Annotated in this window: 24 protein-coding genes; 13 read left to right on the forward strand and 11 right to left on the reverse strand. The window is 67.6% G+C overall.

Annotation, left to right across the window (positions count from 1 at the left end; all coding sequences use genetic code 11):
• Positions 1–4: 4 nt before the first annotated feature.
• Together ACTMTU_RS11070 and ACTMTU_RS11075 are read left to right on the forward strand one after the other, a co-directional pair.
• The gene (locus ACTMTU_RS11070; protein WP_441263310.1) at positions 5–859 is read left to right on the forward strand and encodes a GNAT family N-acetyltransferase; all 855 of its coding nucleotides are present in this window, start codon (positions 5–7) and stop codon (positions 857–859) included.
• A 118-nt stretch (positions 860–977) separates the two neighbouring features.
• Entirely contained in the window at positions 978–1,445 is a 468-nt protein-coding gene (locus ACTMTU_RS11075; RefSeq protein ID WP_441263311.1) for a MarR family winged helix-turn-helix transcriptional regulator, read from the forward strand.
• Between the two features lie 113 nt (positions 1,446–1,558).
• Here ACTMTU_RS11075 and ACTMTU_RS11080 read toward each other — a convergent pair whose 3' ends face one another.
• The 3 genes from ACTMTU_RS11080 to ACTMTU_RS11090 all read right to left on the reverse strand — a co-directional run bounded on the left by ACTMTU_RS11080 (position 1,559) and on the right by ACTMTU_RS11090 (position 6,083).
• A complete protein-coding gene (locus tag ACTMTU_RS11080; protein WP_441263312.1) occupies positions 1,559–2,941 on the reverse strand; it encodes a serine hydrolase domain-containing protein in 1,383 nt (460 codons plus the stop codon).
• A 135-nt stretch (positions 2,942–3,076) separates the two neighbouring features.
• Positions 3,077–5,467, reverse strand: a complete 2,391-nt coding sequence (locus ACTMTU_RS11085) for an ATP-binding cassette domain-containing protein (RefSeq protein ID WP_441263313.1) — start codon at positions 5,465–5,467, stop codon at positions 3,077–3,079.
• Between the two features lie 205 nt (positions 5,468–5,672).
• Positions 5,673–6,083, reverse strand: coding sequence for a VOC family protein (locus ACTMTU_RS11090; protein WP_441263314.1), 411 nt, complete (start codon positions 6,081–6,083; stop codon positions 5,673–5,675).
• 208 nt (positions 6,084–6,291) lie between these two features.
• Here ACTMTU_RS11090 and ACTMTU_RS11095 point away from each other — a divergent pair, with 208 nt between their 5' ends.
• Complete coding sequence (locus ACTMTU_RS11095) at positions 6,292–6,666, forward strand: helix-turn-helix transcriptional regulator (RefSeq protein WP_441263703.1); 375 nt, start codon at positions 6,292–6,294, stop codon at positions 6,664–6,666.
• Positions 6,667–6,675: 9 nt separating this feature from the next.
• Positions 6,676–7,092, forward strand: a complete 417-nt coding sequence (locus ACTMTU_RS11100) for a VOC family protein (RefSeq protein ID WP_441263315.1) — start codon at positions 6,676–6,678, stop codon at positions 7,090–7,092.
• Between the two features lie 215 nt (positions 7,093–7,307).
• Here the strand turns inward: ACTMTU_RS11100 and dnaB are convergent, their stop codons facing one another.
• Complete coding sequence (gene dnaB / locus ACTMTU_RS11105) at positions 7,308–8,786, reverse strand: replicative DNA helicase (RefSeq protein WP_005315032.1); 1,479 nt, start codon at positions 8,784–8,786, stop codon at positions 7,308–7,310.
• Positions 8,787–9,225: 439 nt separating this feature from the next.
• Between dnaB and ACTMTU_RS11110 the strand changes: the two genes are divergently transcribed.
• Positions 9,226–10,563 carry an MATE family efflux transporter gene (locus ACTMTU_RS11110; protein WP_441263316.1) on the forward strand — a complete coding sequence of 446 codons (1,338 nt, stop codon included), beginning with the start codon at positions 9,226–9,228 and terminating at the stop codon, positions 10,561–10,563.
• 114 nt (positions 10,564–10,677) lie between these two features.
• On the opposite strand, the gene rplI is transcribed toward ACTMTU_RS11110, so the two are convergent.
• From rplI to rpsF, 4 genes are all read right to left on the reverse strand, one after another.
• Entirely contained in the window at positions 10,678–11,124 is a 447-nt protein-coding gene (rplI, locus tag ACTMTU_RS11115; RefSeq protein WP_005315027.1) for a 50S ribosomal protein L9, read from the reverse strand.
• Between the two features lie 18 nt (positions 11,125–11,142).
• A complete protein-coding gene (gene rpsR, locus ACTMTU_RS11120; protein WP_005315025.1) occupies positions 11,143–11,379 on the reverse strand; it encodes a 30S ribosomal protein S18 in 237 nt (78 codons plus the stop codon).
• A 42-nt stretch (positions 11,380–11,421) separates the two neighbouring features.
• On the reverse strand, positions 11,422–12,021 hold the full coding sequence (locus ACTMTU_RS11125; RefSeq protein ID WP_441263317.1) for a single-stranded DNA-binding protein: 600 nt from the start codon (positions 12,019–12,021) through the stop codon (positions 11,422–11,424).
• A gap of 74 nt (positions 12,022–12,095) precedes the next feature.
• On the reverse strand, positions 12,096–12,386 hold the full coding sequence (gene rpsF / locus ACTMTU_RS11130) for a 30S ribosomal protein S6 (protein WP_004950685.1): 291 nt from the start codon (positions 12,384–12,386) through the stop codon (positions 12,096–12,098).
• 272 nt (positions 12,387–12,658) lie between these two features.
• Here rpsF and ACTMTU_RS11135 point away from each other — a divergent pair, with 272 nt between their 5' ends.
• The 3 genes from ACTMTU_RS11135 to ACTMTU_RS11145 all read left to right on the forward strand — a co-directional run bounded on the left by ACTMTU_RS11135 (position 12,659) and on the right by ACTMTU_RS11145 (position 15,360).
• Entirely contained in the window at positions 12,659–12,973 is a 315-nt protein-coding gene (locus ACTMTU_RS11135; protein WP_441263318.1) for a hypothetical protein, read from the forward strand.
• Positions 12,974–13,133: 160 nt separating this feature from the next.
• Positions 13,134–14,252: a lipid II:glycine glycyltransferase FemX gene (locus tag ACTMTU_RS11140; RefSeq protein WP_005315017.1), complete on the forward strand. Its 1,119-nt coding sequence runs from the start codon at positions 13,134–13,136 to the stop codon at positions 14,250–14,252.
• Positions 14,253–14,328: 76 nt separating this feature from the next.
• Positions 14,329–15,360, forward strand: a complete 1,032-nt coding sequence (locus ACTMTU_RS11145; protein ID WP_159689867.1) for an alanine racemase — start codon at positions 14,329–14,331, stop codon at positions 15,358–15,360.
• Positions 15,361–15,431: 71 nt separating this feature from the next.
• On the opposite strand, the gene ACTMTU_RS11150 is transcribed toward ACTMTU_RS11145, so the two are convergent.
• Together ACTMTU_RS11150 and ACTMTU_RS11155 are read right to left on the reverse strand one after the other, a co-directional pair.
• Positions 15,432–16,973: a glycosyltransferase family 87 protein gene (locus tag ACTMTU_RS11150; RefSeq protein ID WP_441263319.1), complete on the reverse strand. Its 1,542-nt coding sequence runs from the start codon at positions 16,971–16,973 to the stop codon at positions 15,432–15,434.
• Between the two features lie 119 nt (positions 16,974–17,092).
• Entirely contained in the window at positions 17,093–19,489 is a 2,397-nt protein-coding gene (locus ACTMTU_RS11155; protein WP_441263704.1) for a transglycosylase domain-containing protein, read from the reverse strand.
• On the opposite strand from ACTMTU_RS11155, the gene ACTMTU_RS11160 reads away from it, so the two are divergent.
• The 5 genes from ACTMTU_RS11160 (at position 19,469) to ACTMTU_RS11180 (ending at position 23,897) form a co-directional block, all read left to right on the forward strand.
• The gene (locus ACTMTU_RS11160; protein ID WP_441263721.1) at positions 19,469–19,651 is read left to right on the forward strand and encodes a hypothetical protein; all 183 of its coding nucleotides are present in this window, start codon (positions 19,469–19,471) and stop codon (positions 19,649–19,651) included. The two genes, ACTMTU_RS11155 and ACTMTU_RS11160, sit on opposite strands and share 21 nt — an antisense overlap.
• A 491-nt stretch (positions 19,652–20,142) precedes the next feature.
• Positions 20,143–20,856 (forward strand): helix-turn-helix transcriptional regulator, encoded by a 714-nt coding sequence (locus ACTMTU_RS11165; RefSeq protein ID WP_441263320.1) that lies wholly within the window; start codon positions 20,143–20,145, stop codon positions 20,854–20,856.
• Positions 20,857–20,916: 60 nt separating this feature from the next.
• Positions 20,917–21,999 (forward strand): inositol-3-phosphate synthase, encoded by a 1,083-nt coding sequence (locus ACTMTU_RS11170; protein ID WP_441263321.1) that lies wholly within the window; start codon positions 20,917–20,919, stop codon positions 21,997–21,999.
• A gap of 76 nt (positions 22,000–22,075) precedes the next feature.
• Entirely contained in the window at positions 22,076–23,344 is a 1,269-nt protein-coding gene (locus tag ACTMTU_RS11175; protein WP_441263322.1) for an MFS transporter, read from the forward strand.
• 46 nt (positions 23,345–23,390) lie between these two features.
• On the forward strand, positions 23,391–23,897 hold the full coding sequence (locus ACTMTU_RS11180; protein WP_441263323.1) for an LppU/SCO3897 family protein: 507 nt from the start codon (positions 23,391–23,393) through the stop codon (positions 23,895–23,897).
• Positions 23,898–23,989: 92 nt separating this feature from the next.
• On the opposite strand, the gene ACTMTU_RS11185 is transcribed toward ACTMTU_RS11180, so the two are convergent.
• Complete coding sequence (locus tag ACTMTU_RS11185) at positions 23,990–25,456, reverse strand: CCA tRNA nucleotidyltransferase (protein ID WP_441263324.1); 1,467 nt, start codon at positions 25,454–25,456, stop codon at positions 23,990–23,992.
• Positions 25,457–25,607: the final 151 nt, after the last annotated feature.

Below are 25,607 nucleotides of genomic sequence, written 5' to 3' on the forward strand. Positions count from 1 at the left end.
CCTCATGCAGACACCGCTGTCCGAACTCCCCATCAGGCGTCTCACCAAGGACGACTTGGCCGCGTGTGCCGATCTCTCCGAGGACCGCGGATGGCCGCGGGAGGAGCACAAGTGGGGTCTGCTCCTCACAGCAGGCACGGGATACGGGATCGATGATCCCGACGGCAAGGGCCTTGTGACCTCCTGCATCGTCACCCACTACGGCACGGGCCTCGCCGCCGTAGGCATGGTGCTGGTCGCTGAGCGGTACTCCCGCCGGGGCATCGGGCGCCGCCTGATGAAGCACGTGCTTCAGGACATGGGCAGCACCCCCCTCACCCTCCATGCCACGCCCTACGGACAGCCGCTCTACGAAGAACTGGGTTTCACCACGACCGGCCGCGCCGAGATGGTCCGGGGCCGCTTCACCGCCTCGGGCCCACGACCGCAGGTGTCGACCCGCCCTGCGACCGCCGAGGACCTGGCCGCGGTGGTGCGTCTGGACACCGAGGTCTTCGGCCTCGACCGCACCCACATGATCACGCGGCTTCCCTCGTTCGCCGACCAGCTCCGCGTCGCGGAGGAGGACGGCAGACTGACGGGCTACGCGGCGGCCTGGCCGAACATGGACACCCATGTCATCGGTCCTCTGATCGCCCGGGACACGGAGACCGCGAAGGCTCTGATCTCCTCACTGGCCGACGAAACGGACCGTCCGCTGCGCACCGACATCGACGTGCGCCACAAGGACCTTCTCGACTGGGTGAAGGAGCGGGGCCTGGAGCCGATCGCCTTCAACGCCGTGATGACCCTCGGCACAGCGGAGCTCCCGGGAGACTGGACCCGCCGTTTCGCTCCGCTGACGGTCGCGGCAGGCTAGTCGGACACGACGGGGCCCGACGGCGCATAGTTGCACGCGCCTTAAGATTGCATACGCGGTCTATTGCGGTTATGGCCTACCCTTGTGGTAAGCCGCTCCGGTACCGAGGAGGAGACAGATGACAGCGACCGACCCCGCCCTTACCGCCCTCGCGCAGGGGTGGTGCGCTCTCTCGCTGCTCCATGGCCGTATCGAGACCCACATCGGGCGGGCCCTCGAGGCGAAGCACAACCTCAGCGTCCGCGAGTACTCCCTCCTCGATGTTCTCAGCCGTCAGCACAGCGGCGAAGGCGGCCATCTCCAGATGAAGCAGGTCGCCGACGCCGTCGTCCTCAGCCAGAGCGCCACCACCCGGCTGGTCACCCGACTCGAGGACCGCGGACTTCTGGCTCGCTACCTCTGCCCTACCGACCGCCGGGGCATCTACACCGACGTCAGTGAAGCGGGCCTGCAACTGCTGGCGGAAGCCCGGCCCACCAACGATGCGGCACTTCGCGAGGCACTCGACGAGGCAGCGAAGGACCCGGAGCTCGCCCCGCTGGTCAGAGCCGTCGAGGAGCTCAAGGCGCCGACCGTCGCGGCATAGACCTGGCGGGCGAAAGCTCGAACTACTGCTGGTGTCCGCGCCCCGTACGACCGGTCGACGTTTCACGTGAAACCCCACCGATGTCCGGTTTCACGTGAAACGTCATATGCGGTTCAGAACCGGAATCCTCGCCAGCCCTCGGGGTCCACACCCCCGGGAACAGCGTCGCCGGGCTCGTAAGGTTCCCGCGTGAAGGCGAATGAGCCCAGATCCAGGTGGCTCACCGAACCGTCGCCTCGGCGCACCACCTGCAGCGTCTCTCCCGCGTAGTAACCATCCAGACCGACCCACGTCCCGTCGGCGCCGGCCAGAAAGCGCGAGCGGCGGCCCCCTCCGCGCAGCGGCTCCAGCTCCACGCCCCGATCCGCGACAAGGCGCAGGACATAGGCAGAGGTCCCCCAGTACCAGGGGCCGGTCAGCCCCAGCAGCTCTTGGTCGACCTCGGGCAGCGGGCGCCACGGCTCAGGAATCTTCGGCTCGGCGTCGGCGACGATGCGCACCAGGTCTGCGGCGACCGTCGCCGCCGGCAGCCCGGAGGTGGCATTGGCCAGCGCCACGGCAGCGACGCCGTCGTCCACGCTCACCCACAGTCCCGCGACGAACCCGGGCAACGAGCCGGAATGACCGACGAGAGTCCGCCCCTCCTGCCGCACGATCTGGAGTCCCAGCCCATAGGTGCCGTTCCACTCCTCCGCCTCCAGCGGCACGGACGGCACCCGCATCTCCCGCACGGACTCAGCAGCAAGCACCCGCTCGTCCCCCTCGGCAAGGAATGCGGCGAACCGGCACAGGTCGGCAGGGGTGGACCAGAGCTGCCCGGCAGGGGCCATGAGCCCGAGGTCCTCGACAGGCTCGGAAAGCATCACGTCCGCCCATGGGTGAACGGCCCATCCGCCGGCATGCGGAGCCTGCGGCTGTGCACTCGTCCGCTCCAGTCCCAGAGGTTCGAGGATCTCCCGCCTCAGTGCCTCCTCCCATGACATCCCTCGGACCGCTTCGACCAGCGATCCCAGCAAGGTGTAGCCAGGGTTGGAGTAGTGGTGCCGCCGGCCGGCAGGGTGCATCCCCGTCCCCTCACCGAGCACGTCCGAGAGCTGAGGGCGCATGGAACCAGGGGTTCGCTCCCACCACGGAGGCGGCGTCTCAGCGCTGAGGCCGGCAGTGTGCCCCAGCAATTGGGCAATGGTCACCTCACCCACCCCCGTGCCGGGCAGATGCTTCTCCAGCGGGTCGTCGAGACCGAGCAGCCCCTCGTCCCGCAGCCGCATCACAAGGACCGCGGTGAACGTCTTGGTGATGGAACCGATGCGGTACTGGGTGTCCGCGTCCGGCGCATGCCCATCGACGGACGTACGGGATCCCGCCCACACCAGGTGCCCGTGACGTTGCACCGCGGCGGCGAGCGACGGTGCGCGCCCTTCGCTCTGGGCTACGGCGATGCGGTGCAGAAGGGAACGCCGGGTACTCGGCAGCAGTTCTTCCATGGCTGAAGTCATGGATCAGGTCTATCGGTGCCGTCCACCCGCGTCGACCGCATTAACGGTGAGACGGGGACTGATCGGCGACACGGGGACGAGGTCGTCGAGCGGTCTGTCGAGCGATCTCGTCCCACCGTGTCCGTGAAGCCGCGGTCAGCTGCCGACGTAGGCCGCGAGGTGCTCACCGGTGAGGGTGGAACGCGCGGCGACGAGGTCGGCCGGTGTGCCCTCGAAGACGATCCGGCCGCCGTCGTGACCCGCGCCGGGACCGAGATCGATGATCCAGTCGGCGTGCGCCATCACGGCCTGGTGGTGCTCGATGACGATGACCGACTTGCCGGAGTCGACGAGCCGGTCGAGCAGACCGAGCAGTTGCTCGACGTCGGCGAGGTGGAGGCCGGTGGTCGGTTCGTCGAGGACGTAGACGCCGCCCTTCTCTGCCATGTGTGTGGCCAGCTTGAGCCGCTGCCGCTCGCCGCCGGACAGCGTGGTGAGCGGCTGCCCCAGGGTCAGGTAGCCGAGGCCGACGTCGGCGAGCCGCTCGAGGATCTTGTGCGCGGGAGGCGTATGCGCCTCGCCGGCGCCGAAGAAGTCCTTCGCCTCGGTCACCGACATCGCCAGGACCTCGCTGATGTCGCGGCCGCCGAGGTGGTACTCCAGCACCGAGGCCTGGAACCGCTTGCCCTCGCACTCCTCGCAGGGTGTTGCGACGCCGGCCATCATCGCCAGGTCGATGTAGGTGACGCCGGCGCCGTTGCAGTTCGGGCAAGCGCCCTCGGAGTTGGCGCTGAACAGCGCCGGCTTCACGCCGTTGGTTTTCGCGAAGGCCTTGCGGATCGGGTCGAGCAGCCCGGTGTACGTGGCCGGGTTGCTCCGCCGCGAGCCACGGATCGCACCCTGATCCACCGACACCACATCCTCGCCGACCGGGATCGACCCATGCAGGAGCGAGCTCTTGCCGGAACCGGCGACGCCCGTGACGACGGCCAGTACGCCGAGCGGGATGTCGACGTCGACGTTACGCAGATTGTTCGCCGTCGCGCCGCGGATCTCCAGCTTGCCGGTGGGCTTCCGCACCGTCTCCTTGAGAGCCGCACGGTCGTCGAGATGGCGGCCGGTGATGGTGTCACCGGCCCGCAGCCCCTCGACGGTGCCCTCGAAGCAGACGGTGCCGCCCGCCGTACCGGCGCCGGGACCGAGGTCGACCACGTGGTCGGCGATCGCGATCGTCTCCGGTTTGTGCTCCACGACGAGCACCGTGTTGCCCTTGTCCCGGAGCCGCAGCAGCAGGTCGTTCATCCGCTGGATGTCATGGGGGTGCAGGCCGATGGTCGGCTCGTCGAAGACGTAGGTGACGTCGGTGAGAGAGGAACCGAGGTGGCGGATCATCTTGACGCGCTGCGCCTCGCCGCCCGACAGCGTGCCCGACGGCCGGTCCAGCGAAAGGTATCCCAGCCCGATCTCCACGAACGAGTCGAGGGTTCCGCCCAGCGTCGTCAGCAACGGCGCCACTGACGGCTCGTCGAGGCCGCGGACCCATGCGGCCAGGTCGCTGATCTGCATCACGCAGGCATCGGCGATGCTGATCCCCTTGATCTTCGACGACCGGGCTCCCTCACTGAGCCGGGTCCCGTCGCACTCCGGGCAGGTGGTGAAGGTGACGGCACGCTCCACGAACGCCCGGATGTGCGGCTGCATCGCCTCTTTGTCCTTGGACAGGAACGACTTCTGGATCTTGGGGATCAGCCCCTCGTAGGTGAGGTTCACTCCTTCGACCTTCACCTTGGTCGGCTCCCGGTAGAGGAAGTCCTGCATCTCCTTCTTGGTGAACTTCCGGATCGGCTTCTCCGGGTCGAGGAAGCCCGACTCGGCGTACAGCCGCACGGTCCAGAAGCTGTCCGACTTCCAGCCGGGGATGGTGAACGCGCCCTCGGCGATCGACTTGGAGTCGTCGTAGAGCTGGGTGAGGTCGATGTCGGAGACCGAGCCCCTGCCTTCGCAGCGCTCGCACATGCCGCCGGTGCGGGTGAAGGTCGCCTTCACCGCCTTCTTGGCACCGCGCTCGACGGTGATCGCACCGCTCGCCCGGACCGATGGGACGTTGAACGCGTAGGCGCTGGGCGGGCCGATGTGCGGCTGCCCGAGCCTGCTGAAGAGGATGCGCAGCATCGCGTTGGCGTCCGTGGCGGTGCCCACCGTGGAGCGGGGGTCGGCCCCCAGCCGCTGCTGGTCGACAGTGATCACGGTCGTCAGCCCGTCGAGTACGTCGACCTCGGGGCGGGCCAGCGTCGGCATGAAGCCCTGGACGAAGGCACTGTAGGTCTCGTTGATCATCCGCTGCGATTCGGCGGCGATCGTGTTGAACACGAGCGAGCTTTTGCCCGAGCCGGAGACACCGGTGAACACCGTCAGACGGCGCTTGGGGATCTCGATGCTGACGTCCTTGAGGTTGTTCTCGCGCGCGCCGTGCACCCGGATCAGATCGTGGCTGTCGGCAACGTGCAGCGCAGGCGATCGCGTGTCCGTCCTCGTGGCCTTGCTCATCGTGTCTCCATCTGTTGGGCGGGCCGCCTTCGCGGTCCCCGTCGGCGTCGCCTGCTCGGCTCGAGCAGTATGTCTGTTTCTCCTTCGCCGGCGCGGCCGAGTCGACGATCCTCGGTGCCGCAGGCCTCCAGGCGTGCCACCGGCGTCGTGCGCGGCCTCGCACGGCCCCGTCCGTGCAAGGCCATGACGGCGATCGCCGGTCGGCTCAGCGGAGCTCGTTGATACGGATCAGGTTGCCGGCGGGGTCGCGGAACGCGCAGTCGCGGATGCCGTACGGCTGCTCGGTCGGTCCCTGAACAACCTCGGCACCGCCGGCCCGCACCTTCTCGAAGGTGCCGTCGAGGTCGGCGGCGGCCAGGGTGATGCGGGCGTAGCTGCCCTTGGCCATCATCTCGGCGATGGCGCGGCGCTCGTCGTCGGTGATGTTCGGGTCGGCGGCCGGAGGCTCCAGGACGATGGACGTCCCCGGCTGGTCGGCAGGGCCGACCGTGATCCAGCGCATGTCGCCGTACCCGACGTCGTTGCGGACCTCGAAGCCGAGGGTGTCGCGGTAGAACGCCAGGGAGGCGTCCGGGTCGTTGTGCGGGAGGAAGGCCCAGTGAATGCTGATGTCCATGGCGATGACGCTAGTGACGGGGCAACGGCCCTCGCTTCTCGATTCCTGATCGATCCGGTCGCCGCTCCGGCCGCCACCTGTTTCTCCGGCTCCGGCACCGCGCATCGTCCCCGTTTACCCATCGCCGGCCGCAGTGCTGTGGGAAAATGCTCAGGTGAGACGGCAAGATCTCGACGACCTCGTACGCCTGCGGCGGGCCCGCGACCGGATGGACCGCGACTACGCCGAGCCGCTCGACGTCCCCGCGCTCGCACATGACGCCCTGATGTCGCCGGGGCATTTCTCCCGCAGCTTCCGCACCGCTTACGGCGAGACCCCGTACAGCTACCTGATGACACGCCGCATCGAGCGCGCCAAGGCACTGCTGCGCCGCGGCGACCTCACGGTGACCGAGGTCTGCTTCGCGGTCGGCTGTTCGTCGCTCGGGTCGTTCAGCTCGCGCTTCACCGAGCTGGTCGGCGAGACCCCGAGCGCCTACCGGGCCCGCAACCACGAACAGGGCGCCGCCATCCCGGCATGCATGGCCAAGATCCACACTCGGCCGGTCAGGAATGGAGAAGCGAACCCTGCCGCCCGGCCGTAGCGTGACGGCATGGACATCAGGCTGTCCCAATGCTTCATCGCCGTCGACGACCACGACAAGGCAATCGCCTTCTACCGCGACATGCTCGGCCTCGAGGTACGCAACGACGTGGGGTTCGAGGGGATGCGCTGGGTGACCGTCGGCGCGCCCTCTCAACCGGACGTGAACATCGTCCTGGAGCCGCCCGTCGCCGATCCGAACGCCTCACCGGCCGACAAGGAGGCCATGGCGGAGTTGATGGCCAAGGGCCTGCTGCGCGGCGTCATCTTCGCGACGGACGACTGCGACGCCACCTTCGAGCGCATCAGCGCCGCGGGCGGCGAGGTGTTGCAGGAGCCGATGGACCAGCCCTACGGCGTTCGTGACTGCGGATTCCGCGACCCTGCCGGCAACCTGTTGCGCTTCACCCAGCCCCTGGGGAAGTGAGCCCCTGACGGGCCGGTCGGCGTCACGGCCCTCCGACTCCCCCGGGGCCGCCGGCGCCCCCTGCTAGGCCTCCGGCCTCCCCGGTGCGCCCGCGGCCTCCGCCCCGTACCAGGGCCGGAGTTGCAGGTACCGCTCGCCGTCGGCCGTCATGTGCCGGGACGCTACCTCAGAGCGCCGGCACCAACCGCCGCCTTCTCCCGCTGCCCTTCAGCCGATCAGGTCTGCGCCATGTCAACGAACCGCGAGTAGTGGCCCTGGAAGGCCACGGTGATCGTCGCAGTGGGGCCGTTACGGTGCTTGGCCACGATCAGGTCCGCCTCGCCCGCGCGGGGGGACTCCTTCTCGTAGGCGTCCTCACGGTGCAGAAGGATGACCATGTCCGCGTCCTGCTCGATCGAGCCGGATTCACGGAGGTCGGACACCATCGGTTTCTTGTCCGTGCGCTGCTCGGGGCCACGGTTCAGCTGGGAGAGCGCGATCACGGGAACCTCGAGCTCCTTCGCGAGGAGCTTGAGGTTACGGGACATGTCGGAGACTTCCTGCTGACGGCTCTCCGCCCGCTTCGAGCCGCCCGACTGCATCAGCTGCAGGTAGTCGATGACGACGAGTTTGAGGTCGTTCCGCTGCTTCAGCCGACGGCACTTCGCGCGGATCTCCATCATCGAGAGGTTCGGTGAGTCGTCGATGTAGAGCGGCGCCTGCGACACGTCCGGCATCCTCCGGGCCAGCCGCGTCCAGTCCTCGTCCGTCATCGTGCCCGACCGCATGTGGTGCAGGGCGACTCTGGCCTCCGCGGACAGCAGTCGCATCGCGATCTCGTTGCGGCCCATTTCGAGCGAGAAGATCACGCTGGGCAGGTTGTTCTTGATCGAGGCGGCTCGCGCGAAGTCGAGCGCCAGGGTCGACTTACCCATCGCGGGACGCGCGGCGATCACGATCATCTGGCCGGGGTGCAGGCCGTTGGTCAGGGAGTCGAAGTCGGTGAAGCCCGTCGGCACACCGGTCATCTCGCCGCTGCGGGAACCGATCGCCTCGATCTCGTCGAGCGCGCCCTCCATGATGTCGCCGAGCGGAAGGTAGTCCTCGCTCGTGCGCTGCTCGGTGACGGCATAGATCTCGGCCTGGGCGGAGTTCACGATCTCGTCGACGTCACCGTCGGCGGCGTAACCCATCTGCGTGATCTTGGTGCCGGCTTCCACCAGCCTGCGCAGCACGGCCCGCTCGTGGACGATTTCCGCGTAGTACGAGGCGTTGGCCGCCGTCGGAACCGACTGGACCAGCGTGTGGAGGTACGGGGCACCGCCGACCCGGGTGATCTCGCCACGCTTGACCAGCTCGGCCGCCACGGTGATGGGGTCGGCCGGCTCGCCCTTGGCGTACAGGTCGAGGATGGCCTGGTAGACCGTCTCGTGGGCCGGCCGATAGAAGTCGTGGCCCTTGATGATCTCGACGACGTCGGCGATCGCGTCCTTGGACAGCAGCATGCCGCCGAGAACCGACTGCTCAGCGTCCAGGTCCTGCGGCGGGACGCGCTCGAATCCGGGGGAGCCCCCGTCCCAGCCACCGCTCTCCCTGCCGCGGTCGTGCTGGTCCTCACGACCGCGCCCCTCATGGCGCCGCTGACGGGAGGCGGGGAGACGGTCCCCCGGACTGTCGGCCGCCCACGGGTCGTCCAAGGGCTCGGAAATGCTCACCCGGGCCACCTCCTCCCGTCCGCTCCACGGACCTACGCCATGGCAGTCTTTTCTATGCCACGGCACTGACAGATCGAGTCGCCGGACTCCGTTTGAAGCAGGGGCTTCCGCACGTCGGGCGACGGTCCACGGTAGGCCCGGCGGGAGCCTCAGCCAATCTGGTTATCCACAGGCCCTGTGGACGAAGGATCAGATGCTGTGGAGAACCCTCCGCAACCTGTGCACGGACCGGGGGACAGCACTGTGGAAAAGTTCACGTCCTCCCCCTCTTGGCCCCTCTCACCTGGGGTTATCGCATCCACCGCCTGTGGGGGAGAAAAACTTTCCTCACCGGATCAAGATCAGAACAAACGGCGCCCGAACCGAGGAGCAGCACCCTCCAAGGTAAGGACTGCCTACTGCTTGCGTCACTTACCTGTGGAAGATTAGATTGGCGCCCATGACACAGCTACCGGCAGGGCCGAAGGAACGTCTGCGGCGGCACGATCGGGAGATCATCGCGCTCGCCGTTCCCGCCTTCGGCGCCCTTGTCGCCGAGCCGCTGTTCGTCATGGTCGACAGCGCCATCGTCGGCCATCTCGGTACCCCGCAACTGGCGGGTCTCGGCGTCGCGGCTGCCCTGTTGATGACGGCAGTGAGCGTCTTCGTCTTTCTGGCCTATGCGACCACGGCCGCGGTTGCCCGCCGCGTCGGGGCGGGTGACCTGCAGTCGGCGATCCGGCAGGGAATGGACGGCATCTGGCTGGCACTGGCTCTCGGTATCGCCGTGATCGCGGTCACTCTTCCCGCGGCCCCATGGCTGGTGGAGGTTTTCGGAGCTTCCGATACCGCCGCGCCTCACGCGATCACATATCTGCGCATCTCCAGTCTCGGCATCCCCGCCATGCTGATCGTCCTCGCGGCCACCGGAGTGCTCCGGGGTCTCCAGGACACCCGTACCCCTCTCTATGTCGCGGTCGGCGGTTTCGCCGCCAACGCGGGGCTCAACGCCGGACTGGTCTACGGAGCCGGCTTCGGTATCGCCGGATCGGCCTGGGGCACCGTGATCGCACAGTGCGGAATGGCGGCCGCATACCTGGTCGTCGTCGTCCGAGGAGCACGTAAGCACGGTTCCTCGCTCCGGCCCGACGCGGCGGGGATCCGGGCGAGCGCCCAGGCGGGGGTACCACTGCTCGTGCGTACGCTCTCGCTGCGAGCGGTCCTCATGATCGCCACTGCCGTGGCGGCCAGGCTGGGTGACACGGACATCGCCGCTCACCAGATCGTGCTGTCCCTCTGGAGCCTGACGGCCTTCGCGCTGGACGCGATCGCTATTGCCGGACAGGCCATCATCGGCCGCTATCTGGGAGCCGGTGACGCGGAGGGCGCCAAACAGGCCTGCCGGCGGATGGTGCAGTGGGGAGTGGTCTCGGGTGTGGTGCTCGGGATCCTGATCGTGGCCGCCCGGCCCCTCTTCGTCCCCCTGTTCACTGGTGATCAGGCTGTCCGTGACACGCTGCTCCCCGCGCTGCTGGTCGTCGCGGTGTCCCAGCCGATCGCCGGTGTGGTGTTCGTGCTGGACGGTGTCCTGATGGGCGCCGGTGACGGCCCCTATCTGGCAGCGGCCATGCTGCTCACCCTGGCTGTGTTCGCCCCGGTCGCCCTGCTGGTTCCCACTCTCGGAGGTGGACTGACCACTCTGTGGTGGGCGATGACCTTGATGATGACCGTCCGGTTGATGACCCTGTGGTGGAGGGCACGTTCCGGCCGGTGGATCGTGACGGGGGCTGCGCGCTGAACGCCGTTTCACGTGAAACGGCGCCACCATGAAGGACCCGCCACCGCACAGACGGCGAAAGGGCCGCCCCCGATGGGGTGCGGCCCTTTCTACTGCTCTGTCGAGCGTCAGCGCTTAGGCGGCGACGACCTCGACGCCGAGCTGCGCGGCAACCTCGGGGTGCAGACGCACAGACACCTGGTGCGAGCCCAGGGTCTTGATCGGCGAACCGAGCTCGACGCGACGCTTGTCGACCTCCGGACCACCGGCGGCCTTGATCGCCGAGGCGATGTCGGCCGGGGTGACGGAGCCGAAGAGGCGGCCGGCGTCGCCGGAGCGAACGGCAAGGCGCACCTTGACGGCCTCGAGCTGACCCTTGATGGAGTTGGCCTGCTCGATGGTCGCGATCTCGTGGATCTTGCGGGCGCGGCGGATCTGCGCCACGTCCTTCTCGCCACCCTTGGTCCAGCGGATCGCGAAACCGCGCGGGACCAGGTAGTTGCGAGCGTATCCGTCCTTGACGTCGACGACGTCGCCGGCGGCACCGAGGCCAGAAACCTCGTGGGTGAGGATGATCTTCATGTTTCGGTCACCCTTCCCTTATCGCGCGGTGGACGTGTAGGGCAGCAGCGCCATCTCACGGCTGTTCTTGACGGCCGTGGCGACGTCACGCTGGTGCTGCGTGCAGTTGCCGGTCACGCGGCGGGCACGGATCTTGCCGCGGTCGGAAATGAACTTCCGCAGCATGTTCGTGTCCTTGTAGTCCACGTACGCGGTCTTGTCCTTGCAGAAAGCGCAGACCTTCTTCTTAGGCTTGCGCACAGGCGGCTTCGCCATGGTGTATCTCCTGTGTGATCAAGAAGTGGGGTACGAGCTGCCCTAGAAGGGCGGCTCGTCCGAGTAGCCGCCGCCAGAGCCCCCGGAGCCGCCGGAGCTTCCGCCCCAGCCGCCCCCGCCCTGCTGGCCGCCGCCGGACGGCGCGCTGGTGGCCCAGGGATCGTCGGCGGGAGCACCGCCGCCGCCCTGCTGCTGACCACCGCCGGGGCCGCCGCCCCAGCCGCCGCCGCCCTGCTGACCGCCGGCACCGCCGCCGTAGCCGCCCTGGCCGCCGCGACCGGTGGTCTTGGTGACCTTGGCCGTGGCGTTCTTCAGGCTGGGGCCGACTTCCTCGACGTCCAGTTCGTAGACCGTGCGCTTGACGCCCTCGCGGTCCTCGTAGGACCGCTGCTTGAGCCGGCCCTGTACGACGACACGCATGCCGCGCTGGAGCGACTCGGCGACGTTCTCCGCCGCCTGACGCCAGACCGAGCAGGTGAGGAAGAGGCTCTCGCCGTCCTTCCACTCATTGGTCTGGCGGTCGAAGGTGCGGGGAGTGGACGCGACACGGAACTTCGCGACCGCCGCACCGGACGGGGTGAAGCGCAGCTCGGGGTCGTCGACGAGATTGCCGACGACCGTGATGACGGTCTCGCCTGCCATGGGTGAACCTCTCGGCGGGATTGCTGCTGGCTGCTTGTTGCTACTCGAAACCCGATGACCTCTGAGCTAGGTGCTCAGTGGGTCTCGGGACGGAGGACCTTGGTCCGGAGGACCGACTCGTTCAGGTTCATCTGGCGGTCGAGCTCCTTGACGACCGCAGGCTCGGCCTGCAGGTCGATGACCGAGTAGATGCCCTCGGGCTTCTTCTTGATCTCGTAAGCGAGACGACGACGGCCCCAGGTGTCGACCTTCTCGACCTTTCCGTTGCCCTCACGGACGACGGAGAGGAAGTTCTCGATCAGCGGGGAGACAGCGCGCTCCTCGAGATCGGGGTCGAGGATGACCATCACCTCGTAGTGACGCATGTGGAACCCACCTCCTTTGGACTCAGCGGCCACGGTCGTTCCGTGGCAGGAGGGTCGTGATGCGTGAGCAACGGTATCGGCCGCCACTGACAATCCCCCCTCGTCGAGTGGCGATCGCGTCGTGGCCCTGGGCAGACACCGGTGCAGACCGTACAGAGTACCCGCACTCCGGCTTCCGGTTGAAATCCGGTGGCCCCTGGCCGCAATCTGTACACATCGGGTGGACGCGGCGCTACGATGCGCCGCCTTCCGGCAAAGCCAGGAGGTGCCTCATGGCACAGGCAATGCGACGTCACTCCTCTGTCTCGCTGTTCGCCACGGACGGCAAGCCTCATCCCCTTCAGGACACCCTGATGGCGGTGACGCTGGTACTGGGCGCTCTCGCGTTCATCTCGGCGATGTTCCACAATCTGCATCTGCTCAGCTCATGGGCGGGGCTCATCGGAATCGGGACGGGCGCGTACGGACAGTTCATCTCCGCGACGACCCGTGAGCGGTTCCTGCTGATCGTCGGGCTGGGCGCATCCGCGGTGGGGTTCTTCCTCGGGATGGCTCACGGCGGACTCTTCGGTGGCGTCCTCGGCTGAGGCCGGGGGGCGTCGAACCCAGGGGCGGGGACGGGAGCGGGCCGGCCGGCGGCCCGCTCCCGCACACAGCCATTCGGGCCCCAGCCACGGACCAGTAGGCTTCGGCGCGAGAGCCGGAGCCCCTGACCCATGGGGACACACCTGCCGAGGAGCGCCCCGCATGAGCCTGACCCTGAGGACCATCAGCCGTGAGCAGCATCTGGCATACATCCAGACCCTGCCCTCGGCGAGTCACTGCCAGGTCCCGGCGTGGGCGGACGTGAAGACGGAGTGGCGCTCGGAGAACCTCGGCTGGTTCGACAAGAACGGTGAGCTCGTCGGCGCGGGCCTGGTGCTCTACCGCCAGCTCCCCAAGATCAAGCGATACCTGGCGTACCTCCCCGAGGGCCCGGTGATCAACTGGTACGCCCCCAACCTGGACGACTGGCTCCAGCCGATGCTGGCGCACCTGAAGAACCAGGGCGCCTTCTCGGTGAAGATGGGGCCACCGGTCGTGATCCGCCGGTGGGACGCGCCGGCGATCAAGGCCGGTATCCAGGACCCGGACGTGAAGCGACTGCGCGACGTGGAAGCGACCCACATCGAGCCGCGCGCGTTCGAAGTGGCCGACAGGCTGCGGAAGATGGGCTGGCAGCAGGGCGAGGACGGCGGCGCCGGCTTCGGCGACGTCCAGCCCCGGTACGTCTATCAGGTGCCGCTGGCCAACCGCTCGCTGGACGATGTCCTCAAGGGCTTCAACCAGTTGTGGCGGCGCAACATCAAGAAGGCCGAGAAGGCCGGCGTGGAGGTCGTGCAGGGCCGCTACGAGGACCTCGCCGAATGGCAGCGGCTGTACGAGATCACTGCTGAGCGGGACCGTTTCCGGCCGCGCCCCCTCTCGTACTTCCAGCGCATGTGGACGGTGCTGAACAACGAGGACCCGAACCGCATGCGCCTGTACTTCGCGCGGCACAACGGGGTCAACCTGTCCGCGGCGACGATGCTGGTCGTCGGCGGTCATGTCTGGTACTCGTACGGCGCCTCGGACAACATCGGGCGCGAGGTCCGGCCCTCGAACGCGATGCAGTGGCGGATGCTCCGCGACGCGTACGCCATGGGCGCGACGGTCTACGACCTGCGGGGCATCAGCGACTCGCTCGACGAGACGGACCACCTCTTCGGCCTGATCCAGTTCAAGGTCGGGACCGGCGGCGAGGCCGTCGAGTACGTCGGTGAGTGGGACTTCCCGCTGAACAAGCTCCTCCACAAGGCGCTCGACATCTACATGTCGCGTCGCTGACGACGCCGCGGCCGACTCCGTAGTCTCGTACATATCTCTGATACACCGCAGCCACCAGAAAGGTTCCGGGCCGGCCATGGCGCTCTCCCTCTACGTCGACACCGCTCGCTGGCGGGCGCACCAGAAGTCGGTGATCGACCAGTTCCCCGGTCTCGTCCCGGTCTGCAAGGGCAATGGCTACGGCTTCGGCCACGAGCGGCTGTCGGAGGAGGCGTCACGCTTCGGCGCCGACATGCTCGCCGTGGGCACGACGTACGAGGCCGCACGGATCAAGGACTGGTTCAGCGGCGATCTCCTGGTGCTCACGCCCTTCCGGCGCGGTGAGGAACCGGTGCCGCTGCCCGACAGGGTGGTCCGCTCCGTCTCCTCGGTCGACGGCGTACACGCGCTGGTGGGAGCCCGGGTCGTCATCGAGTGCATGAGCTCGATGAAGCGCCACGGCATCTCCGAGCAGGACCTCGGCCAGCTGCACGCCGCCATCGAGGACGTGCGGCTGGAGGGCTTCGCCCTGCACCTGCCGCTGGACCGGACCGACGGTTCCGACGCGGTCGAGGAAGTCATCGGCTGGATGGACCGGCTGCGTGCGGCCAGGCTGCCGCTGCACACGATGTTCGTGAGTCATCTGCGCGCCCAGGAGCAGGCCCGGCTGCAGCAGCAGTTCCCGCAGACCCGCTTTCGCGCGCGGATCGGGACGCGGCTGTGGCTCGGCGACCACGAGGCCACCGAGTACCGCGGCGCCGTGCTCGACGTCACCCGCGTGGCCAGGGGGGATCGTTTCGGCTACCGCCAGCAGAAGGCCGCCTCGGACGGCTGGCTCGTCGTGGTGGCGGGCGGCACCTCGCACGGCGTCGGCCTCGAGGCGCCCAAGGCGCTGCACGGTGTGATGCCGCGTGCGAAGGGTGTGGCACGGGCGGGACTGGCGACGGTCAACCGCAACCTGTCGCCGTTCGTGTGGGCGGGCAAGCAGCGCTGGTTCGCCGAGCCGCCCCACATGCAGGTCTCGATCCTGTTCGTGCCCGCCGACGCGCAGGAGCCGAAGGTCGGTGACGAGCTGGTGGCGCACCTCAGGCACACGACGACGCAGTTCGACCGGCTGGTGGACCGCTAGCAAGGCCCCTGTCCGGGGGACGGGCACGCCGCCCCGTCCCCCGCCGGCCGGGCTCGGGCCCGCAGACGGTTTCAGACGGAAGGATGCGGTCCGGTCTCCGGGCCGCTCCCGGCCTGAACGCCCCACTCCACGCGCGGACCTTCCTCGGCGTGAGCGGCGTGCCGCGGCGGATGCGCCGCCGGCCCCAGCACGAACGCGTCCGGAGCACCGTCGAGCACACCCCCGCCGGGATCGTCGGAGCCGTCCTGACGAACCCCGTCCCGTTCCGGCATGAGGATGTCGCGCACGATCACGGCGCACAGGTACAGCGTCCCGAGCAGATGCAGCGCGATGGCCAACTGGTAGCCCTCTTGTGGCAGCCCTTGGTGCTTGGGGCTGGTCGTGTAGGCGAGGTACATCCAGATGCCCAGGTAGTACATGACCTCGCACGCCTGCCAGATGAGGAAGTCGCGCCAGCGGGGACGGGCGAGGGCGGCGAGCGGGATCAGCCACAGCACGTACTGCGGCGAGTAGACCTTGTTGGTGAGGATGAACGCGGCCACGACCAGGAAGGCGACCTGGGCGAAGCGGGGGCGGCGCGGGGCCCGCAACGTGAGCAGGCCGATGCCCGCGCAGGCCACGATCATCAGCAGGGTGGCGTAGGTGTTGACGTTCTCCACGTCGATGGACTCACCGGTGCGCTGCGTGATGATCAGCCAGAACGATCCGAAGTCGACCTGGCGCTCCTGGCTGAACGTGTAGAACTTCTTCCAGCCCTCCGGCGCGAACAGCATCACGGGCAGATTGACCACGAGCCAGGCTGCCGCCGCGCCGAGCGTCGCCGTGATGAATTCCCGCCACTTGCCCGCCCGCCAGCACAGGACGAGCAGTGGGCCGAGCAGCAGCACCGGATACAGCTTGGCGGCGGTCGCGAGTCCGATCAGGACGCCGAAAGCGACAACCCTGCCGCGTGACCACATCAGCATCGCCGCGGCGGTGAGAGCCACCGCGAGCAGGTCCCAGTTGATGGTGGCGGTCAGCGCGAAGGCGGGGGCGAGAGCGACGAGCAGCGCGTCCCAGGGGCGCCGGCGGTGCGTGCGGGCGACGCAGACGGCGATGACCGCTGCGCAGATCATCAGCAGCCCCGCGTTGATCATCCAGTACATCTGCTGGGGCGCCTGGCCGGAGCCACCACCGAGGCGGCCGATCCAGGAGGCGACCTGCATGAAGAGGCCCGTCAGCACGGGGTACTCGAGGTACTCCATGTCGCCGGGCAGCCGGTCGAAGTACGGGATCAGGCCCTCGGAGAAGCCGCGGCCCACGAAGAGATGCGGGATGTCCGAGTAGCACGCGTGGGTGTACTGCGAGCTGGTGCCCCTGAACCACGCCCAGTTGTAACAGGGCAGCTTCTGCACCATGCCCAGCGCGAACATGCCGATGGCGACCAGCGCCACCACACGCACGGGTGTGAGCGGGCCGCCCTCGCTGCGCGACGCCCAGCGCCCGGCCGGGCCACCGATCAGCTCGCTGCCTGCCGCGGCGATCCGGTCACGCCGTGTGGGACGTACGTCGGGAGCCTCGGGGCGTACGTCGGGCTTTTCCTCGTACACGCTCGTCTCTTCTGCGCTGGGCATGGTGCACATCCTGCCGTACAGGGAGGGGGATACGACGAGGGCCGCCGCCCCGGGGGCTCGGCACGAATGCCGGTCCTTTCCCGGTGCGGCGGCCTCGTCATGGCCGACGCGGGTGACCGTCAGCCTTCGCCGTCGGTGCCTCCGAAGAGGCCGCCGCCGCCGTTGCCGCCACCGTTACCGTTGCCACCGCCGCTGTCGGCACCGCCGTCGGTGCCGGTCGACGTCGACGGGCTCGACGTCACGCCGCCGTTGCCGCCGCCACCGTCACCGCCGCCGTTGCCGCTGCCACCGTCGACGCCGCAGGTCCAGTCCTCCCACGGGTTGCAGGACTCCGAGGGACCGGGGCTGCTCGACGGGGGCGGGCTGGGGGACGTGGACGGAGACGGGGACGGAGACGAGGACGGGCTGCTGCTGGGCGTCGGGGACGGGCTGACCGCACCGCCGCCCCAGACCGCCTCACCGTCGATCGGCTCCGGCTTCGGGAAGTTGAGGACCTTGGTGCCCTTGAGCGCTTCCGTCATGTAGTCCTGGAAGATCTCGGACGGGAACGACGAACCGTGGATCTTGTCCTGTCCACCGGTGTCGTACATCTCGAGGAACTCGCGCTTCTTGTTCTTCTCGTTGTCGTCCAAGCGGTACATGTCGATGGCGGTCGACAGCTGGGGCGTGTATCCGACGAACCAGGCGGACTTGTTGAAGTCGGTCGTACCGGTCTTGCCGGCGACCTGCCGTCCCTTGACCTGGGCGTTGTTACCCGTGCCTTCGGGATGCTCGACGACATCCCTGAGGACATCGGTCACGTTGTTGGCGATGTTCTTGTCGAAGGCCTGCTCGGCCTTGTCCTCGTGCTCGTAAACGGTCAGGCCCTCGTGCTTGACCTTCGTCACCGAATACGGGTCACGCTGCTCACCCTCGGCGGCGAAGGTGCCGTAGGCGCCTGCCATACGGATGGCGCTGGGCTCGGAGATACCGAGCGAGAAGGAGGGCACGTTCGACTTGCTCAGGCTGGACTCGAGCAGACCGGCGTCGATGGCGGCGTCCCTCACCTGCGGGATGCCGATGTCCATGCCGAGCTGCACGTAGGGGGAGTTGGCGGAGTGGATCATCGCCTCGCGCAGGCTGATGTTGCCGTAGTTCTGCTGACCGTCGTTGGTCTGATTCCACTCCTTCCCCTTCTCGTCGCGCCAGACGGAACCGTCGTAGTTTTTGATCTTCAGCTTGTTCTTGCCGCTGTACCGGCTCTTGTCGGGATCGACAATCCGGCGGTCGTCGGGCCCCTGCTCCTCCTGGAGCTCGGGGTTGCGGACGCCGTCGCGCATGGCCGCAGCGAGGACGAAGGGCTTGAACGTCGATCCGACCTGGGCACCGGTGGCATCGGCGTTGTTGGTGAAGTGCTTGGTGGCGTCCTCACCGCCGTAGATCGCGACGATCTTGCCCGTCCCGGGCTCGACCGAGGCGCCGCCGAACTGGACGTGCGTGTCATCATCCGGGCGCTTCTTCGGGTCGATGTTCTCGTCACGGACCTTCTTGACCGCGTTCTCGAGGGCAGCGACCCGCTTCTTGTTGAAGGTCGTGTAGATCTCGTATCCGCCCTTGGACAGGTCGACTTCCTGGTCGTAGTTGTTCAGGAAGTTGGCCTTGGCCAGGTCCACCAGGTAACCGATCTGGCCGCCGAGCTGGGCGTTCTTTCGGGGCGACTCCGACGCGGGAAGGTCCGTGTACTTCTGACGCTCCGCCGCGTCGAGGTACTTGTCCTTGACCATCTCGTCGAGGATCCAGCTCCAGCGGATCCTCATCCGCTTGGTGTTGGCTTCCTCCGTCGCCGACGGATCGATCGCCGTGGCGCCGGCCGGGTCGTAGTAGGTCGCACCCTTGAGGAGCGACGCGAGGAACGCGCACTGGCTCACGTCGAGCTTGTCGGCGTCCTTGTTGAAGTACGTGCGGGCCGCGGCCTGGATGCCGTAAGCGCCTCGGCCGTAGTAGGAGGTGTTGAGGTACCCCTCCATGATGTCTTCCTTCTTCATCTCCGAGTCGATCTTCATGGAGATGAAAAGCTCTTGGAACTTACGGCTGAGGGTCTGGTCCTGGTTGTCCAGCCGCGCGTTCTTCACATACTGCTGGGTGATCGTCGAACCACCCTGGGTCTGCTCGCCCCGTGCCATGTTGAACACGGCCCGGCCGATACCCATCGGGTCGATGCCCGAGTCCTCGCGGAAGGTCTTGTTCTCCGCGGAGATGACGGCGTTCTGCATCTCGATGGGGATCTTCGAGATGGGGATGATCTGCCGGTTGACCTCACCACCGGTGGCCACCATCTGGGTGCCGTCGTCCCAGTAGTAGACGTTGTTCTGCGCCCCGGCGATCAAAGCCTGCTCGGGCACGCCCACCATGGCGTAGGCGATGGTGCCCGCCGTCATCAGACTGGCGAGGAACCCGAGGAACAGCCCGGTCACGAGCTTCCAGGAGGGGACCCAGCGCCGCCACCCGTATTTGCCGTGGCGCGGGTAGTCGATCAGCCTCTTCTTACCCGGCCGTCCACCACGGCGGCCGGCACCGTCGTATCCGCCGTCACCGCCGCCTCCGCCGCGACGGCCACCGCGCCCTCCGTGGCCGCCACCGCGCTGCGCGGCGCGGCGCGCCTCGGCGCGACTGCTGTAGGGCCGTTCCTCACCATGTGAAGCGGCAGGTGAGGCCGACGTGGCGCCCCGGGGTGGGACGCCCCGGCGGCCTGAAGACTGCTGGGCGGCGCGTCTGGCCGCGGCGCGCCCGCCACCCTGTGGCTGCGGCGGTTTGCGACGGTGCTCGCTCATCGAACGACTACTCCTCGGGCAGGCGAGACGCCTGGAAGCGGCAGTTGAGTTCCGGTCCCCCCGAAATGGATACGGACGAGCTCTGGGAAGGGCTCATCCGCTGTGCATCCACGGCGATGACGCATGGAGGCGTCACATGGTTCCCGGTGGTCTGCATCCGCACAGACTACGCACGGCCAAAACCCGCCTAGGCCTGAAGTTCACCCCATTTCAGGCAACTCTCTCCCTATGAATTGACGATGTGACGCCGCTCACCATGGCCGCCCTTGTCGGGACAGTCGAGCCGCTCTATCGTGCTGATGTATCGAGTCGATACATCAGCACGACATACAGGACCGGGACCGGCGAAGGAGGCGACCGTGAGCAAGCGCTCCGGCATCCTCGAGTTCGCCGTCCTCGGTCTGCTCCGCGAAGCCCCGATGCACGGTTACGAGCTGCGCAAGCGGCTCAACACGTCACTGGGAATCTTCCGCGCCTTCAGCTACGGAACCCTCTACCCCTGCCTCAAGACGCTGGTCGCCAACGGCTGGTTGATCGAGGAACCGGGAAACGCTCCCGAGGACGCCCTCGCAGCCTCGCTCGCCGGCCGGCGCGCAAAGATCGTCTACCGGTTGACGGCGGAAGGTAAGGAGCACTTCGAGGAGCTGCTCTCCCACACCGGCCCCGACAGCTGGGAGGACGAGCACTTCGCGGCACGTTTCGCCTTCTTCGGGCAGACGGAGCGCGAAGTGCGGATGCGGGTGCTGGAAGGCCGCCGCAGCCGGCTCGAAGAGCGTCTGGAGAAGATGCGTGCCTCCTTGGCCCGCACCCGCGAGCGTCTCGACGACTACACCCTCGAGCTGCAGCGGCACGGCATGGAGTCCGTGGAGCGTGAAGTGCGCTGGCTGAACGAGCTCATCGAGAGCGAGCGGGCAGGGCGGGATCAGAGATCCTCGCCCGAGAGCACCGCGCAGCAGGACAACACATCTGGAGCGACGGGCGGCCTGCCCCGGCACAGGGGTGCCGAGTCTTCCGGAGGGACGCCTCCCGATGACTCCACCCCGCCGGATCCGTCCGACGACCCCGCCAAGTGAAACCCCGCGCACCGCAGGGTTTCATCCGGAACACCGATAACACACAGGGAGCAACCGCCAATGGGTTCGGTTCGCGTAGCCATCGTCGGCGTGGGCAACTGCGCCGCCTCGCTGGTGCAGGGCGTCGAGTACTACAAGGACGCCGACCCGGCCGGCAAGGTGCCGGGTCTGATGCACGTCCAGTTCGGCGACTACCACGTCCGTGACATCGAGTTCGTGGCCGCCTTCGACGTGGACGCCAAGAAGGTCGGCCTCGACCTCTCGGACGCCATCGGCGCCAGCGAGAACAACACCATCAAGATCTGCGACGTGCCGAACACCGGCATCACCGTTCAGCGTGGCCACACGCTCGACGGTCTCGGCAAGTACTACCGCGAGACCATCGAGGAGTCCGCCGAGGCGCCGGTCGACATCGTCCAGACCCTCAAGGACAAGCAGGTCGACGTCCTGGTCTGCTACCTGCCCGTCGGTTCCGAGGATGCTGCGAAGTACTACGCGCAGTGCGCCATCGACGCCAAGGTCGCGTTCGTCAACGCTCTCCCGGTGTTCATCGCCGGCACCAAGGAGTGGGCGGACAAGTTCACCGAGGCCGGTGTTCCGATCGTCGGCGACGACATCAAGTCGCAGGTCGGCGCCACCATCACGCACCGCGTGATGGCCAAGCTCTTCGAGGACCGGGGCGTCATCCTGGACCGCACGATGCAGCTGAACGTCGGCGGCAACATGGACTTCAAGAACATGCTCGAGCGTGAGCGCCTGGAGTCCAAGAAGATCTCGAAGACGCAGGCCGTCACCTCGCAGATCCCCGACCGCGACATGGGCGAGAAGAACGTCCACATCGGGCCGTCGGACTACGTGGCCTGGCTGGACGACCGTAAGTGGGCCTACGTGCGCCTCGAGGGCCGTGCCTTCGGCGACGTCCCGCTGAACCTCGAGTACAAGCTCGAGGTCTGGGACTCCCCGAACTCGGCCGGTGTCATCATCGACGCCGTGCGTGCCGCGAAGATCGCCAAGGACCGCGGCATCGGCGGCCCGATCCTCTCCGCGTCCTCGTACTTCATGAAGTCCCCGCCGGTTCAGTACTTCGACGACGAGGCCCGCGAGAACGTCGAGAAGTTCATCCAGGGTGAGGTCGAGCGCTAAGCGCTTCCACCTGCCGTCGCGGAGGGTCCCCGGGTCGTACACCCGGGGACCCTCCGCGTGTGTGACCCTTACTCGCATGCCCGTCGTACGTGATCTGCGCGTACTCCTGCGCCTCGCCGACTTCCGCCGGCTGCTGACCGTGCGCCTGCTCTCTCAGGCGGCCGACGGCGTCTACCAGGTCGCTCTGGCCACATACGTGGTCTTCTCCCCGGAACAGCAGACTTCTCCGGCCGCGATCGCGTCCGCCATGGCCGTCCTGCTCCTCCCCTACTCCCTGGTCGGCCCCTTTGCCGGGGTGCTGCTCGACCGGTGGCAACGCCGCCAGGTGTTCCTGTACGGGAACCTGCTGCGTGCACTCCTCGCCTGTTGCACCGCATTGCTGATCCTCGCTACCGTCCCCGACTGGCTCTTCTACGCCTCGGCCCTGTCGGTCACGGCCGTCAACCGCTTCGTTCTGGCCGGGCTCTCCGCGGCGCTCCCACGCGTCGTGGATTCCGAGCACCTCGTCATGGCCAACTCCCTCTCGCCCACCGCGGGAACGCTTGCCGCGACAGCCGGCGGCGGTCTCGCTTTCCTTGTGCGACTGGTCGCATCGGACTCGGACGCCGCTGTCGTCCTTTTCGGAGCGGCGCTGTACCTCGGCTCGGCCCTGGCTTCCCTGCGGATGGCGAGGGACCTGCTCGGCCCGGACCCTGACGTGGTTCAGCCCCGCCTGGGTGCCGCGATCGCCTCCACGGCGCGGGGACTGCTCGAAGGGCTTCGGTACCTGAGCCGGCGCCCTGCGGCGACTTACGCGCTCACCGCGATGACAATGCTCCGTTTCTGCTACGGAGCGCTGACGGTGATGGTGCTCATGCTCTGCCGCTACTCCTGGTCCACCGACGAGTCGGACGGACTTGCGCTGCTGGGCCTGGCCCTGGCCGCCTCGGGCGCCGGCTTCTTCGCGGCGGCCGTCCTGACCCCTTGGGGGATCGGGAAGCTCGGCCGGTACGGATGGATGACCGCCTGCGCGGCGGCCGCCGCAGTCCTCGTGCCTTCTCTGGCACTGCCGTTCAGGCCCGGCCCGATGCTTGTCGCAGCCTTCCTGCTCGGGCTCGTGACGCAGGGGGCGAAGATCGCGACGGACACGGTGGTGCAGACCTCCGTGGAAGACGCGTTCCGCGGCCGGGTCTTCTCCCTGTACGACGTGCTGTTCAACGTCGCCTTCGTCGGCGCGGCGGGCGTCGCCGCGTTGATGCTTCCCCCTGACGGCCGGTCGGTTCCGCTGGTCCTGATGGTGGCGGGGATCTATGCAACGGCAGCCGCAGGCCTGGTGCGTTGGGGCCGTGTCGACCGAGTGCTATAGCGTGCCCGCGTCAAACACAAGAGCACTCTCTCAGGGGGAATCCCGCATGACCTATCCGCCGCAGCAGGGGCAGGGCCCCTACGGACAGCCGCCCCAGCAGCCGCAGCCGGGGTACGGCTACCCGCAGCAGCCGCACATGCAGCAGCCCCAGCCGGGTTACGGACAGACTCAGCCGCAGCAGTGGGGAACAGCGCCGACGCCGCCCCCTGCACCCTCGCGCGGTGGCCTCAGCCTCAAGAAGAAGTTCCAGATAGTCGTGGGCGTTCTGGCCGTCATCGCTTTCGCGGTGTTCTGGTTCATGGGCCGCGACGATGCCGACACAGCGAAGGCGGGCGACTGCCTCAAGAACAGCGGTAACGACATCAACCCGGATCTGCAGGTCGTCGACTGCGGCGGTACCGAGGCGGCCTACAAGGTGGTCTCCGTGCACAGCGACACGACGGACCAGACGATCTGCGAAGGCAAGGCCGACATCGGCTACTACGAGCAGACCAGCGGACGGCGCAGCTCCGGCAAGTCGTTCGTGCTCTGCCTGAACGAGATCAAGAAGTAGCCGCTCCCGCGGGCTTGTTTCACGTGAAACAAGCCCACTCGGCTCGTGTCGATGGCGCGATGTTTCACGTGAAACATCGCGCCGTTTCACGCTCAGCCTCGCTTGGCCCACCACTCCTTGAGCGCCGCCACCGCAGCGTCGCGCTCCATCGGCCCGTTCTCCAGCCGCAACTCGAGGAGAAACGCGTACGCCTTGCCGATCACAGGGCCAGGGCCGATGCCCAGGATCTCCTGAATCTCGTTGCCGTTCAGGTCTGGCCTGATGGCATCCAGCTCCTCCTGTTCCTGAAGCTGGGCAATGCGGTCCTCAAGGCCGTCGTAGGCGCGTGAGAGGGCTGCCGCCTTCCGCTTGTTCCGCGTGGTGCAGTCGGAGCGGGTCAGCTTGTGGAGGCGGTCCAGAAGCGGTCCGGAGTCGCGCACATACCGTCGCACAGCGGAGTCGGTCCACTCGCCGGTTCCATAGCCGTGGAAACGCAGGTGCAGTTCCACGAGCCGCGAGACGTCCTTGACCATCTCGTTCGAGTACTTCAGCGCCGTCATGCGCTTCTTGGTCATCTTCGCGCCCACCACCTCGTGGTGATGGAAGGAGACCCGGCCGTCCTGCTCGAAGCGGCGAGTCCTCGGCTTCCCGATGTCGTGCAGCAGTGCGGCCAGCCGGAGCACCAGATCGGGCTCGTCCTCCTCGAGGGCGATGGCCTGGTCCAGCACGGTGAGCGAGTGCTCGTAGACGTCCTTGTGCCGATGGTGCTCGTCACTCTCCAGACGGAGCGCCGGCAGCTCGGGCAGCACATGGGCGGCAAGGCCGGTGTCGACGAGGAGCGACAGTCCCTTGCGGGGGTGTCCGGACAGGAGCAGCTTGTTGAACTCGTCACGCACCCGTTCGGCGGAAACGATCTCGATACGCTCCGCCATCGCCTTCATGGCGGCGACGACGTCCGGCGCCACCTCGAAGTCGAGCTGCGCGGCGAACCGGGCGGCCCTCATCATCCGCAGCGGGTCGTCGGAGAAGGACTCCTCGGGTGTACCGGGCGTGCGCAGGACCTTCGCGGCAAGGTCCTTCAGGCCCCCGTGGGGATCGATGAATTCCTTGGCCGGCAGCGCCACGGCCATCGCATTGACCGTGAAGTCGCGCCGGACCAGGTCCTCCTCGATGGAGTCGCCGTAGGAGACCTCCGGCTTACGTGACGTCCGGTCGTATGCCTCCGAGCGGTATGTCGTCACCTCGATCTGGAAGGGCTGAACCGCGTCGCCGACGCGTCCGGCCTTCTGAGCACCGACCGTGCCGAAGGCGATACCGACGTCCCACACCGAATCCGCCCATGGACGGACGATCTTCAGCACATCCTCGGGACGGGCGTCCGTCGTAAAGTCGAGGTCATTGCCGAGCCGACCGAGCAACGCGTCGCGGACCGACCCGCCGACCAGGGCAAGACTGAATCCGGCATCCTGGAAACGGCGCGCCAGGTCGTCGGCGACGGGTGACACCCGCAGCAGTTCGCTCACCGCGCGGTGTTGCGCCTGGCTCAGGGCAGTGGGGTTGTCTTCATTGGCGTTCGGCACAACAGAAAAGGGTACGTGCCCGGGCCGACCGGGTCGTCCCCGTTTCCGGTGCCTCGCCGGTCCGCTCCGATCTTGTGGGGCACTCCGCGGCACTTGAACACAGCGGGCCTCGTTACCATGCGTGGACGCAAGAACAGAGAACCACCAAGGA

The sequence above is a fragment of the Streptomyces sp. OZ13 genome (assembly GCF_052068155.1).
Taxonomy (GTDB): Bacteria; Actinomycetota; Actinomycetes; order Streptomycetales; family Streptomycetaceae; genus Streptomyces.

What these genes read in the sequence shown, in the direction of transcription:
- ACTMTU_RS11170 (WP_441263321.1), top strand. Translation starts at nt 20,917, where the DNA reads ATGGGTTCGGTTCGCGTAGCCATCGTCGGCGTGGGCAACTGCGCCGCC.
- ACTMTU_RS11085 (WP_441263313.1), bottom strand. Translation starts at nt 5,467, where the DNA reads ATGAGCAAGGCCACGAGGACGGACACGCGATCGCCTGCGCTGCACGTT.
- ACTMTU_RS11110 (WP_441263316.1), top strand. Translation starts at nt 9,226, where the DNA reads ATGACACAGCTACCGGCAGGGCCGAAGGAACGTCTGCGGCGGCACGAT.
- ACTMTU_RS11150 (WP_441263319.1), bottom strand. Translation starts at nt 16,973, where the DNA reads ATGCCCAGCGCAGAAGAGACGAGCGTGTACGAGGAAAAGCCCGACGTA.
- rplI (WP_005315027.1), bottom strand. Translation starts at nt 11,124, where the DNA reads ATGAAGATCATCCTCACCCACGAGGTTTCTGGCCTCGGTGCCGCCGGC.
- rpsR (WP_005315025.1), bottom strand. Translation starts at nt 11,379, where the DNA reads ATGGCGAAGCCGCCTGTGCGCAAGCCTAAGAAGAAGGTCTGCGCTTTC.
- ACTMTU_RS11080 (WP_441263312.1), bottom strand. Translation starts at nt 2,941, where the DNA reads ATGACTTCAGCCATGGAAGAACTGCTGCCGAGTACCCGGCGTTCCCTT.
- ACTMTU_RS11135 (WP_441263318.1), top strand. Translation starts at nt 12,659, where the DNA reads ATGGCACAGGCAATGCGACGTCACTCCTCTGTCTCGCTGTTCGCCACG.
- ACTMTU_RS11090 (WP_441263314.1), bottom strand. Translation starts at nt 6,083, where the DNA reads ATGGACATCAGCATTCACTGGGCCTTCCTCCCGCACAACGACCCGGAC.
- ACTMTU_RS11095 (WP_441263703.1), top strand. Translation starts at nt 6,292, where the DNA reads ATGGACCGCGACTACGCCGAGCCGCTCGACGTCCCCGCGCTCGCACAT.
- ACTMTU_RS11175 (WP_441263322.1), top strand. Translation starts at nt 22,076, where the DNA reads ATGCCCGTCGTACGTGATCTGCGCGTACTCCTGCGCCTCGCCGACTTC.
- ACTMTU_RS11180 (WP_441263323.1), top strand. Translation starts at nt 23,391, where the DNA reads ATGACCTATCCGCCGCAGCAGGGGCAGGGCCCCTACGGACAGCCGCCC.
- ACTMTU_RS11070 (WP_441263310.1), top strand. Translation starts at nt 5, where the DNA reads ATGCAGACACCGCTGTCCGAACTCCCCATCAGGCGTCTCACCAAGGAC.
- ACTMTU_RS11140 (WP_005315017.1), top strand. Translation starts at nt 13,134, where the DNA reads ATGAGCCTGACCCTGAGGACCATCAGCCGTGAGCAGCATCTGGCATAC.
- ACTMTU_RS11075 (WP_441263311.1), top strand. Translation starts at nt 978, where the DNA reads ATGACAGCGACCGACCCCGCCCTTACCGCCCTCGCGCAGGGGTGGTGC.
- ACTMTU_RS11145 (WP_159689867.1), top strand. Translation starts at nt 14,329, where the DNA reads ATGGCGCTCTCCCTCTACGTCGACACCGCTCGCTGGCGGGCGCACCAG.
- rpsF (WP_004950685.1), bottom strand. Translation starts at nt 12,386, where the DNA reads ATGCGTCACTACGAGGTGATGGTCATCCTCGACCCCGATCTCGAGGAG.
- ACTMTU_RS11100 (WP_441263315.1), top strand. Translation starts at nt 6,676, where the DNA reads ATGGACATCAGGCTGTCCCAATGCTTCATCGCCGTCGACGACCACGAC.
- ACTMTU_RS11125 (WP_441263317.1), bottom strand. Translation starts at nt 12,021, where the DNA reads ATGGCAGGCGAGACCGTCATCACGGTCGTCGGCAATCTCGTCGACGAC.